The organism is Paraburkholderia madseniana (genome assembly GCF_009690905.1).
GTDB lineage: Bacteria > Pseudomonadota > Gammaproteobacteria > Burkholderiales > Burkholderiaceae > Paraburkholderia > Paraburkholderia madseniana.
The window spans coordinates 1-11,656 of sequence record NZ_VOSW01000174.1 but is presented as its reverse complement, the minus strand read 5'-3'; the positions used below and the strand labels follow the sequence as shown (position 1 = coordinate 11,656).

Here is an 11,656-nt window from a genome sequence, read left to right as displayed (position 1 = left end):
TTCGCTTCCACAATTCGTCGTCAATTATTGGCTTGCCCATCCCCTTGACTCCGTCGTCACGACGACCAAGGTTAACAGCATGTCCATGAAGTTAACAGCCCCTTCAAGTCTTTTTGAAACCGTCTCTTAGGTTCTGCCAGAAGACGCCCACTCGGTCACTAATTGAGATTCCTAACTACAGCGACGATCGTCAACAATCGACAAGCGATAGGCGTAGATAAAAGGGACGCAGTCGCTCCCGGCTTCTATTTCTCGACCCTCAGGGCAAGCGAGTCCATCAGGTCCGCAAAGAAGCTAGCCAGAGCGAACGTGTTGTAGAGCCCGGGCTATCTCTACAACGAGCTGATGCTGTTGATACGGTTTGCGCAGTCTTGGGATGTCCACGCTTGTCCCTGGGGGTAGATCGGCATAGCCCGTGGCGAGGAGAATCGGGAGGTTCGGTCGCAATTCACGTGCAGCGATGGCCAACTGCACTCCGGTCATCTTTGGCATCGAGTAGTCGGTAATGAGGAGATCCACCTTCTGCCCGTTCTTCAGTACTTCGAGTGCATTTGCGCCGGAGTCCGCTTCAATGACCTCGTGCCCTAAGTCCTCAAGCAGGCACGCCGTGCTTGTTGCAACCAAGGCGTCGTCATCTACAACGAGGATGGTGGCATGTACCGAATCGATAGCGCTGTCTTGAGGCTTGGGTTCTGCCAGCGATGGCGCAATCGGATCGTGTGACGTAACGGGAAGCCATAATGTTGCCCGGGTGCCACGACCCAGTTCACTTTCCAGCCGTAGTGAACCGTTCAATTGCAACGCAAGTCCGTGAATCATCGAAAGGCCCAGCCCAGTTCCCTTACCGAGTTCCTTGGTCGTAAAGAAGGGCTCCGTCGCCTTCGCGAGCGTCGCTGCGTCCATGCCTTTTCCCGTGTCGCTAACGGTGACACGCAAGTAGTCACCGGCTGCAAGCTCGTCTCGCCCGGCCGATTTGGCCACGTCAATGCTAATCAATAATGTGCCGCCGTCTGGCATCGCGTCGCGGGCGTTGACGACAAGATTGAGCAACGCGAGTTCGATCTGGTTAGCGTCCACCAAGGTAAGCGGCAACGCTTCAGGTAGGTCGAGTCTGAGTTCTATCTGCGATCCGATCGACCGTTCCAGCAAATCAGTTATCCCGCGAATCAGATGAGAGAGGTGCGTCGGTTCAATCCTGAGGTCCTGTTGCCGTGCGAATGCCAGAAGACGTTGCGTCAGAGCGGCGCCCCGTTGGGTCCCCTTAAGGGCGCCGTCGATCAAACGCCCCGTCTTCAGATCGTCCGGAATCTGCTTGCGCAACAGTTCAAGATTGCCCATCACCGCCATCAGCAGGTTGTTGAAGTCGTGGGCCACACCTCCGGTGATCTGACCCATCATCTCCATTTTTTGAACCTGGCGCAGAAGTTCTTCTGTGCGCTCACGTTGCCGGATCTCATCCAGGGCAACCTGGTGGGCACGTTCGAGTTCCGCGGTCCGCTCGGCAACCTTCGCTTCAAGCGTCTCGTTGAGACGACGCAGGCTGTCTTCAGCGGTTTTGCGTACGGTGACATCGGATGCCACGCCGACAAGCCGCATTTCGCTCCGTGACCCGTCGCGTACCAATCGGGCCCGAAGTTCAGCCCAATGCAGGGTTGCATCGGGCCAGACGGTGCGGCATTCAATCGCGAAATCGCAGCCTGTTTCGTAGCTCTCGCCCATGGCGTTCCGCACCTGGTCACGATCGTCGGGATGGATGCTCGCGACGAGTTGCCCATACGAGAAATCCGCGTTCTGTACACGTCCGAAGACGGCCTTGCAGGTGGCCGACGTGATAAGGCCGGAGGTCAGGAGATCCAACTCCCACGAACCCAGTTGGCCAGCAGTGAGCGCGGTGTGCAGGCGCGCCTCGCCCTCATGTAACTCTTCAATGCGGGACCGGGCCTCAAACTGTCGAAACCGGCCGCGCAATGCGGTGCCCACCACGCTGATAAATGTCGTTGGGTGAAACGGACGCTCGAGAAAGGTCACGTTCCCGAGCATCGTCGATAGCTCAGCGAGTCGTGTATCTCCATCCGGCGTGCCCCGACGCTGGGTCAGCACGATGAACGGGAAATCCGACCATGGGGGTTGTGCTGCAACCCAAGCCGCTAGCGCACGGAGGTCACCGCCGCGCAGCGCCTCTTCGGTTACGACCGCGCAACTGATCTCGTCGCTCAGCATGGCAGAGAAACGCACAAGGTCTGGGCATACAATCGCTTCCGCTCGCGCTTCTCGCAGAAGGGCAAGCGCGACGGAGGCGTCCCGCCCTGCTGGCGTGAACACCAATGCTGGGCAGAGGTTGCGGTCAGTCGGGTTCATTGCCGGTTGCACCCGGGGTCAGCAGCGGTCCGGTATTGCCGACAAAAGTCGGCACGCCGCGCAGCACCCCCTGAAAATCGTCCAGAGGTGCGCCAAGGATCAGGCCGGTCTGGCCGATGCGAAACTCCCGGATGGATTCTTCGTGGTGGCCGGTGCGTTTCTTGATGATGGAGACCGCGCGTCGCACCCGGCCCAAGGCCTCGAAATAACGCAGCAGGATGACTGTATCCGCGAGATAAGTCACATCCACCGGCGCCTTCATATCGCCGACCAGGCCGTGCTGCGCCACGGTCAGAAAGGTTGTCGCGCCTTGCCTGTTCAGATATTGGAGTAACTCATGAATATGCAGCACCAGCGCGTTTTCCTGGGGCATCGCAGCCTGGTAGCCGTTCAGGCTGTCGATGACCACGGTTTTTGCCTGCGCATGGTCGACGCGCGCACGTACACGATGAGCGAACTCACCAGGAGACAGTTCCGCGGCATCAACCTGCTCGATAAGGAGGTTGCCCGCGTCGCGCATCGCTTCCAGATCAAAACCCATTGAGAGGGTTCGGTTAAACAGCAGGCCGAGTTCCTCGTCAAAGACGAATAGCGCCGCTTTCTCACCTCGTGCGACCGCTGCGGCAAGAAACTGGAGCACGAAGGTGCTCTTGCCTGTGCCGGCTGGTCCAAGAACCAGCGTGCTGGACCCTTTCTCCACGCCACCGCCAAGCAGTGCGTCCAGTTCGGCGACACCGCTGGCTATCTGCCGGCGCTCGAACTTCGTCCGATATTCTGACGCGACGAGGCGCGGGAACACTGAAATGCCGCCCTTCTTGATCGAGAAGTCGTGATAACCGCCGCGAATCAAGTGGCCGCGGTACTTCGCGACTCTGAGCCTGCGTCGCTCGGCTCCGTAGTCAGGCGCGAGCTCTTCAAGCTTGATAACACCGTGGGCGACGCTATGAACGGTTTTATCCGCGGCGTCCGAGGTCAGATCATCGAGCAGCAGGACCGTCGCACCATGGCGCGAAAAGTAATGCTTGAATGCGAGAACCTGGCGACGATATCGCAACGAGCTTTGAGCGAGCAGACGTATTTCCGACAAACTATCGAGGACCACGCGCTTTGGTTTCACCCGTTCGAAAGCGCCCAGAATCAGTTTGGTGGTCTCTCCAAGTTCGAGGTCGGAGGAATACAACAGGCTTTGCTGCTGGTCGGCGTCAAGCAGGCTTTCCGGCGGCACGACCTCGAACACCTCGATTTTATCGTTCAGACTCCAGCCGTGAGAAGCTGCACCGTTGCGCAGTTCCTGTTCTGTTTCGGACAACGTGATGTAAAGACCTTGCTCGCCGGCCTCCGCGCCCGCCAGCAGGAAACGCAGAGCGATAGTGGTTTTTCCGGTCCCAGGTTCGCCTTCGAGCAGGAAAAGATTTCCTTGCGTCAGGCCTCCGGTCAGAACGTCGTCTAAACCCGGCACGCCGGTTCGGGCCATGGGTCTCGTGCCTGTGATTCCTGTCTCAGCGTCCATCGAGCGCTCCCAGTTCCTTCATGATTTTGTGGGGTAGGGTGCGTCTTGGAATTCGGCGCAGAGCGTCCGCTAGCGAAACGTGAGCTCGCTGGAGGTCGTACTCGCACTGAATACGCAGCCAGAAGACGGGGGGTAAGCCGGCGAGCGCCCCGAGGCGCGTGGCCATCTCCGGGGTGATCGCAGTGCTGCCGTCGAGGATTCGGTGCAACGTTTGGCGCGAAATTCCGAGATCACGAGCGGCCTGGCTCACCGAAAGCGTCAAGCCGGGTAAAACATGGTCGCGCAGGAGCCTACCCGGGTGGGGTGTTTCGACAAGGCGTGACGACCCTTTCGCGACCGCGGCTTTCATATCGCGCTGTAAACCCTCGTGTGACACTCTGCTCAGAATATCACAACGTTTTGCCGTAACTGGCGAGCTATCCATGCGTCACCGTCAATCTGCAAAACCGGACACACGAGGCCCCGGAAGTCCGCATTCGGCCGGCAGAAAAGCGTTCGTCGCGCTGATTACCAGATTGTGCCGAATCGACAGTCAAGCAGATGAGCCTATCTGGGACGCGTCATGCTGCCGTTCTTTCAACCGGTCGGGTGGACAGCGTCAAGCAGGACGTCCGGCTTACCGACAAACATCTTGGGTGCGCCGGGAGACCGGCAAGGAGTAAGTGGTGCAAGTCCACTACGATGAAGGAATAGCGAGCCACATCGGCCCCGAGCCGTGCGCAGGTATCCGTGAGGATGTCGGCGAAGCGTCGGTAGGGGAACGTGCGGGCCAGCCATTGAGCCACGATAGGATTGCTATCCTGGGTGCCGACGCTGTCCAAGAAGCGGAAGGCAACACGGAGGGGTGCGCAAACGCGAGCGCTCCGACGACCCGGCGTGGTCGAAGACCCTGGCATGCACGGACGCTTCTTGCGCGGGAACCGGGAGATCTCTCGTCTGGCCAGTCGCATCACCGGACTGGTCCGCGTCGGGAAGGCGAGGAGCCGTAGCCGATGATGAACGGACGGGAGAAGTCAGACTCCGCCGTAGTAGCGACGAAGCCTGCGAACAACGCCGGGAAACCGGCTGCGGAGTGGGCGGAGCCAAGGGCGGGGACCAAGGGGAACACGGGTCAGCTACACACGTGCCGGGCGCAGAACCGGGCAAGCGTGTCACAGGGGCTGGAACGTGTACGGCAGGCTGCAAGGCAACGGAAGAAGGAGCGGTTCACCGCGCTTCTGCACCATGTCACGGTCGACCGGCTCAGGGAGTCGTTCTTTGCGATCAAACGCAATGCGGCACCCGGAGTGGACGGCCTGAGGTGGCGGGATTACGAGGCGGGACTGGAGGAGCATCTTCAATCCTTGCATGCGCGAGTCCAGAGCGGAGCGTACCGGGCATTGCCCGTACGGCGACAGTACATACCGAAGCCGGATGGCAAGCAGCGCCCGCTGGGGATTGCCGCACTGGAAGACAAGATCGTCCAGCGCGCGGTGGTTGAAGTGCTAAACGCGGTTTACGAGGAAGACTTCCTCGGATTCTCGTACGGGTTCCGGCCCGGACGCAGCCAGCACGATGCGCTGGACGCGTTGGCGACAGCCATCACAAGCACCCCGGTGAACTGGATTTTAGACGCCGATCTCAAGAGCTTCTTCGACTCGGTTAGCCAGAAATGGCTGGTCCGATTTCTGGAGCACAGGATCGGTGACGAACGCATCATTCGCCTTGTGCGCAAGTGGCTCAAGGCGGGCGTTCTGGAGGACGGAGAGCTGAGCGTCAGTGATACAGGTACGCCCCAGGGATCAGTGGTTTCACCGCTGCTCGCGAATGTGTACCTGCACTACGTCTTCGATCTCTGGGCCAATCGGTGGCGACGGGGGAAGCCAAAGGCAACATCATCATCCTGCGGTACGCGGATGACATCGTTGTCGGCTTCGAGCACGAAGCTGACGCGCGGCGCTTCTGGGAAGCGATGCGTTTGAGGTTGGAGGAGTTCTCGCTTGCGCTCCATCCGGAGAAGACCCGGCTGCTGGAATTTGGCCGCTATGCAGCGGCCACTCGAAAGCGACGCGGCCTTGGCAAACCGGAGACCTTTACGTTCCTGGGCTTCATATTCATTTGCGGGAAATCTCGTCGTGGTGCTTTCCAGCTAAAGCGGAAGACCCGCGGCGATCGCATGCGAACGAAGCTCAGGGAGATCAAGGAGCAGTTGCGAAAGCGCATGCATGAACCGATCCCTGAACAAGGGCATTGGCTCAGGCAGGTGGTTCGCGGGTACTTCGCATACCACGCGGTACCTACGAACTCGCGGGCACTTGGTGCATTCCGCTACCACGTCACCGATCTATGGCGGCGCACGCTCCGGCGGCGTAGTCAGAAGGACGCCATGACTTGGGAACGGATGACCCGGCTCGCGGATGCCTGGCTTCCACCACCTCGAATCCTTCATCCGTGGCCCGACCGGCGTTTCGCCGTCAAACACCCGAGGTAGGAGCCCGGTGCTCGAATTGGGCACGCCGGGATCTGTGCGGGGGGTGCCCAGTAATGGGCATTCCTACCGCGATCCGGTCGGCCGAGGTGATTGTCGCTGTTTAGTTGGCCATGGTGTGCCGCCTCGCATTCGGCGGAGCGGAGGCAGTCCGCATCGGAACCGACTGGCGCCTACACGTCATCGTCATGGATATTTCAATGCCGGAGAGAATGGCTTCCAGACTGCGATGGCGCTGCGCCGGGATCAACGCACAAGCGCATTGTCGCAGTAGCCACATCGACGATGGAAAAGCTGGAGCTGTTGCTTGAGCATTGGAAGCCTCGCGAGGTACTGATCGACACGCGTCTGTGTAAGGCGGACGACTTCCGGTTTGTTCGGGATGCTGCCAGCGATACAGCCTTTAGCGGTGTCGTCATGGTCGAGATGACTAACATCTGACCTGACGAGTCACCGACCAATATGAAGCGGATGGGCTTTGACGGCCTGTGTAAAAGGCCGTGTCCGGTTTGGAAGCTTGCGGATGTCCTTGATCAGCATTTTCGGCCGCCTTAGGATTGCCGCTAATGGAAGGAGTTGCCGGCCAAAAATATTCTTCCACACTTTTGGTCATGAAGAGACAAGCGTGCGGCCCCGCCGGATGGCTGATCAACGAGTCCGCTGCAGTCGTTCAGCGTAATCCATGTCGGACGTACCGAGTTTCGGGCGAAATCCGCGCGAGACCGGGCGAGTCATTGAAAGCCGGTTCTCCAGCGTGTGCCGGGAATTAAGCCCTTGTAGTGGCTACAAGCCGGTACGGAACGCCGAAGCTCAGCCATGCCAACTAGCCGACGAATTTGAAGTCAACCACGGCCGAGGCGGCGTCCTGTTTGTCGCGTCGCTGCAGGTCCTCAGCAAGCAGTTTTCGAAACACGCCGAGTTCCCGATCCCCGTACAGTTCGCGAAACTCTCCGAGTACTTCGGCGCTGGTCCGCTTGAGCGTGTCCGGGGTAAGCGCACTGCTGATGTATGAGCACCCTCGCGCCAGTTCAAGCACGTAAGATGCGCGAGCCTTCGCCATGGCGCGGCCGTCAGTTTTTGCACGTGACATCTGGTCTCTCTGTTTTTATTAGTCGTAGACACATCGCAGCATTTACGGGCGCTTAAAAATTTCGCCGAGCGGGACTGCAGTCCGCACCTAATTTACGCCGGGGCACTGAACGAAAACTTAAGATTAGGGAAAACCTGATGCACCGTGACCTTGGGACACGTTGTTGGGGGCACTCAGCGCAAAAAAAGGCCGGCGCGAAGCCGGCTTGAAAAGGTCTAGCGTCCGAGTGAGCTAGAACGTGAGAGGAGGTGGCGCATAGGTCAGACCTTGCAGCAGTGCTGGACCTGTCTGAGGTCTGGCATGACGCGAGGCGCGCATTATTGCCTGAAATCGCCCGAGCGAGCTTAAGGCAAACTTAAGGGCGCAATCGCAAAGAGCGAGGCGAAGCGAGGATGGGGATCGCTGCACCCGCTGCATGACAGCCGCTGCAGACTAACATGCCGAGCGGCCACCTTTCGACGACATTGAAGCCTTCGGAAAATCTTGGCGGAAGGGCCGTTCTTCATCAGCATCGTTTCGAACAGCACTGTCGGAGCATTCGCGAATGGAGATATCCTGCCGATCAGCTTCTTTTCGCTTCTGCTTTACCGTGGTCCGCTATGACTGGTGCGTGCATACGACCTGCGCATGGATGAATGCGTTGGTGCCGTTGTTGCGACCGGTTTTCCAATGGAACCACGATGCAATGATGCGCGAAGGCGGCGCGGCCCTGGCGCGGCTGCCTGGCATCGAGCATGGATGAAGCCGGCGCGGCAAAGGATTGAATGCTCTGCAACGTTTCCCCTTTACCTCGATGATATCTACTGACATCAAGGTAGATGATGCGCCTGGGATGGAGCGGAATCGCCCGCAACTTGTCGCCGCTGCCGAGAAAACTGCCGCTGGTAAGCACGCCACAGGCGATCCTGCCGGAACGTACGTCAAGCATGATGTCTTTCAGCTTGCCGATATCATCGCCCTCGGTGCTGAGCACCTTGTTTCCGTCGAGCGTGCTGGTCGCCATCACTTCGGGGCCGGGGCCTTCCGCGGTTTCACGCCCCTTCTCGACAATGCCTGCGCCTGCACGTGGTTCGTGAATTGTGGTCATGATGAACATCCATATTGGATTGGCACACCGGGCCGGTCAAAGTGCAATGGGTCATTGGATCCGTGAGACTTCTTTCGAGACTGCTGCGGAACTATCAGAGTTGTGGTCCGGCAGCCGCTCGATCCGATCGATAACATCCTTGGTCCACGCCGTTTTTTCGCGCTGTCTCAACCGGCTTGTCGCAAGCAGCCAGATAGTCCGCGCCGTCGTGCGCTTTTTGCGTCGCAATCTGACCCAGTTATCCTGAATGTCGATGATCTTGTTCGTGAGCAAGGTATTGCGCCATATGCGCCTCCATAGTGATGAGCTGATATGACTCCCGGTGTCAACACCATGCGGCTCTGGCAGCAATGCTGACCCGCCGTAATTCCTCACGGCAGGCCAGCCTTTGCCTCACGGGAGTCAAACTGACTAGTAGCGAAACGTCTTCTGGCGTGTTCACGAATCTATCGCGCTAGTGATTGCGTGTAGCCTATGCGTTGATACCTCCTTCGCGAGTTGGTATTAGTTCCTGACAGCAACGGCCATTTCAGAAACGGCCGCGTCGGCGGAGGAAACGGCTCGATTGTAAAGACTGCTTTCGGCGATGCAGTTCGTACCTGGGTGCGGATGCTGTCCGGGGATAGGTGCGCCGATCTATAACATTAGGTCATTCCACGCTGTTTTCGAGAATGACTTCGTTCTGAGCGTCGACTCCGACGTCCTTGGTCGCGGCTCCTCGCGGCTCGCTTGCAAATCACAAAGGTGTATCGGGTGTATCGCAGCCGCTGTCCCATCCCCATGTTTCAACTTTTCATCCACGATTTTTCTCTGCTGGGATGGAGCGAGGCTGTTCGATTCCAACTTTCTCGTCCTTCGCGTGCTCCTGGTCGCTGGAACCATGTGCACTGAGGCTTGTGGCAAGCAGGGCTGATAGCAGTCCTTCTGCGGGAATAGCGCGCATCTCGACCGTCGTCCGAAGCATGCGCCCGGAAACGTCGCGAGGCCGAGTCGCCGCGAGCGCCACTGATGACGACCTCTACTCGCGTACAAGTTCTCTGTGGGGCACGCCACTTGCTCAACCCTTGGACCATTCAAACGAAAATATGGAGGTTCAAATGACCGAGTCGCATCAACCCACCGCCCCGGCAGCCGGGTCCTCGCCCGTCGCGTCCGACCCACCCAGTTCCGCCGGGTCATCTCAACAGGGCAACGGCTCTACAGCGAAGTCCAGCGGCGACGACGGAGACCGAGCAACCGGCGCCCGCACGCTGTCCGACGTGAAGGACAAGATTGCTGGTGCACAGGAGGTGGTCAAGAAGAAGTACCGTGTCGTCTCTGAATCGACCGACGATTACGTTCATGAGGCTCCGTGGAAAGCGGTCACCATGGCACTCATCGGCGGACTTATCATCGGAATGCTCGCTCGCCGCTAACGCGGATTTAGCTCTATAGGAGAAGAAATATGGACCCAGTCTCGCATGGAATTATTTTTTGGCTGATTATCGGTGGCATCGCTGGCGCCCTGGCGGGTCGTATCGTCGACGGCGGCGGCTTCGGCATTGTGGTCGACATCATCGTGGGAATTGTCGGAGCCTTCATAGGAGGTTGGCTTGGCGGGGCGCTGGGTCTGCACCTGGGAAGCGGCATAATCGGCTCACTGATTACGGCGCTGATTGGCGCGGTTATCCTGCTCGCTGTCCTGCGACTTTTCAGCCGAGGTCGGGCGCGGCCACTTTAAAGCATTCAATTCAGCCGAGGCGCGTTACGTTTCAATTTCGAGAATGCCTTTTCGCCGGTCCTCACCTACTGGCTCCGCGCCCGGCTGCGCAGTCAGCGTACGCTGACCTCAATCCGCCAAGGCTTTGCTTCGCCACGGCTTTGATCTTCTTTCCTGTGTGGGATGGTCAGCAAGCATCGAATTCGCGACGGAAAGGAGAACTGTTGGTAACCATCGACTGAGACTACGCTCGACGAAAGGATTTCCGACCGAAGTAATGCACCGGGTGGCGAGCTCACCGGCAATTCGCGCGCGTCTGGTCGCTGGAGCCACGCGCCTACGCCACCGCAGTGTGTCGCAGTGACGTAGGGACTAGAGCGACAGACTAGCCGTCCGCGTGGCGCGGCTTACCCGTTGTTTTTTCAGTGCTCGTTGGGCCTGATGCTGGGGTCGCTTTCCACCACTTCATGGGTCGCTGACCAATACGGCTGCCGGTTGTAGTAGCTATACGTCAACTCTCCCCACTTCGCATCCGCCATCGTCGGCCAGTGGTCCTTGTCAAAGCCCGGGTCGTCCTTGAGGCGCTGTGCCGTGATGTCGACGACGAAGCACTTCTCGTCCGTATCGAGAGTCAGTGCGCTCCATGGAATGGCATGTAGGTTAGAACCCATTCCGAGGAAACCTCCCTCAGAAAGTACTGCATAGGCGATGCGTCCGTTCCTGACGTCGAGCATGATGTCTGAGATTTTCCCCACGTGTTCGCCATCAGAGGACATGACCTTGTCCCCATCGAGCGTTGCTGCGGCCATGATGTCCGGCCCCGGTCCTTCACCCATACCACCACCGACGATGTCAGCTCCGCGTCGGGTGCCACCTTGCGGATTGATTGAGCCCATGATTCACCTCCTTCGAAAAAGGTACTCCAGTGGTGCGCAAGCGGTGTTCCCGAGCCGTCGGCCGCAGGCCTGCTTCCCTCGCTTTCAAGATAACCCGAGCCCGTCCCTCAAGGCACGGGTTCAAAGGACTGGCTTGTCCCTCGCACTGCGGCGGCCGCAAAGGTCGGACGGTCCGGTTATTAAAATTGGCGACAAGCTTTAGGGCAGGAGTTTTTACAAGCAGTCCCCGTTTTGGATATCGCGCAGTAAGCGGGATGCTCTCATTCCGCTCGAATATCGCCGAGGCATAGCACCGATTGCGACAACTTTCGCTTATGGAGACTCGGATGCTGAGGTAACGGCAGCAACGCCTGAAGAACGTTGCATTGTTCCCATTCCTGTCCGAGTGGGGAAAGAACGGAGAGGTTTGGTGACGACTAAAGTTTGAGGTTGACCCGGTTCGACGGATAGATTTGCAGTTGAGTCTAATGCGGTGTGGCACCTCCCGATAAGGTTGAATCGCGGGTTGTCCACGGTCGGGCGGCGGGTCGCCTGTCACGACCACGACGC

10 protein-coding genes and 1 pseudogene are annotated in these 11,656 nt (G+C 58.7%); 4 read left to right on the top strand and 7 right to left on the bottom strand.

What is annotated here, in order from left to right; all coding sequences use genetic code 11:
* Positions 1 to 294: 294 nt before the first annotated feature.
* From FSO04_RS43535 to FSO04_RS43525, 3 genes are read right to left on the bottom strand one after another with little or no spacing between them, the layout of a single operon-like run.
* Entirely contained in the window at positions 295 to 2,358 is a 2,064-nt protein-coding gene (locus tag FSO04_RS43535; RefSeq protein WP_154567520.1) for a hybrid sensor histidine kinase/response regulator, read from the bottom strand.
* The gene (locus FSO04_RS43530; protein WP_154567519.1) at positions 2,345 to 3,832 is read right to left on the bottom strand and encodes an ATPase domain-containing protein; all 1,488 of its coding nucleotides are present in this window, start codon (positions 3,830 to 3,832) and stop codon (positions 2,345 to 2,347) included. Before FSO04_RS43530 ends, FSO04_RS43535 begins: the two co-directional genes overlap by 14 nt.
* Before the next feature lie 25 nt (positions 3,833 to 3,857).
* A complete protein-coding gene (locus FSO04_RS43525) occupies positions 3,858 to 4,217 on the bottom strand; it encodes a HigA family addiction module antitoxin (RefSeq protein ID WP_154567518.1) in 360 nt (119 codons plus the stop codon).
* 643 nt (positions 4,218 to 4,860) lie between these two features.
* Between FSO04_RS43525 and ltrA the strand changes: the two are divergent.
* Both ltrA and FSO04_RS46990 read left to right on the top strand, forming a co-directional pair.
* Positions 4,861 to 6,338: pseudogene (gene ltrA / locus FSO04_RS43520) on the top strand (group II intron reverse transcriptase/maturase).
* 282 nt (positions 6,339 to 6,620) lie between these two features.
* Positions 6,621 to 6,776: a hypothetical protein gene (locus FSO04_RS46990; RefSeq protein WP_174825350.1), complete on the top strand. Its 156-nt coding sequence runs from the start codon at positions 6,621 to 6,623 to the stop codon at positions 6,774 to 6,776.
* Between the two features lie 382 nt (positions 6,777 to 7,158).
* On the opposite strand, the gene FSO04_RS43510 is transcribed toward FSO04_RS46990, so the two are convergent.
* The 3 genes from FSO04_RS43510 to FSO04_RS43500 form a co-directional block, all read right to left on the bottom strand.
* The gene (locus FSO04_RS43510) at positions 7,159 to 7,425 is read right to left on the bottom strand and encodes a hypothetical protein (protein WP_154567517.1); all 267 of its coding nucleotides are present in this window, start codon (positions 7,423 to 7,425) and stop codon (positions 7,159 to 7,161) included.
* Between the two features lie 562 nt (positions 7,426 to 7,987).
* Positions 7,988 to 8,512, bottom strand: a complete 525-nt coding sequence (locus FSO04_RS48090; RefSeq protein WP_233465427.1) for a PRC-barrel domain-containing protein — start codon at positions 8,510 to 8,512, stop codon at positions 7,988 to 7,990.
* A gap of 51 nt (positions 8,513 to 8,563) precedes the next feature.
* Entirely contained in the window at positions 8,564 to 8,785 is a 222-nt protein-coding gene (locus FSO04_RS43500; RefSeq protein WP_154567516.1) for a hypothetical protein, read from the bottom strand.
* A gap of 824 nt (positions 8,786 to 9,609) precedes the next feature.
* Between FSO04_RS43500 and FSO04_RS43495 the strand changes: the two genes are divergently transcribed.
* Together FSO04_RS43495 and FSO04_RS43490 are read left to right on the top strand one after the other, a co-directional pair.
* Entirely contained in the window at positions 9,610 to 9,927 is a 318-nt protein-coding gene (locus FSO04_RS43495) for an ElaB/YgaM/YqjD family protein (RefSeq protein ID WP_154567515.1), read from the top strand.
* Positions 9,928 to 9,956: 29 nt separating this feature from the next.
* Positions 9,957 to 10,232 carry a GlsB/YeaQ/YmgE family stress response membrane protein gene (locus FSO04_RS43490; RefSeq protein ID WP_154567498.1) on the top strand — a complete coding sequence of 92 codons (276 nt, stop codon included), beginning with the start codon at positions 9,957 to 9,959 and terminating at the stop codon, positions 10,230 to 10,232.
* Between the two features lie 401 nt (positions 10,233 to 10,633).
* Here the strand turns inward: FSO04_RS43490 and FSO04_RS43485 are convergent, their stop codons facing one another.
* The gene (locus FSO04_RS43485) at positions 10,634 to 11,107 is read right to left on the bottom strand and encodes a PRC-barrel domain-containing protein (RefSeq protein ID WP_154567514.1); all 474 of its coding nucleotides are present in this window, start codon (positions 11,105 to 11,107) and stop codon (positions 10,634 to 10,636) included.
* Between the last annotated feature and the right edge of the window lie 549 nt (positions 11,108 to 11,656).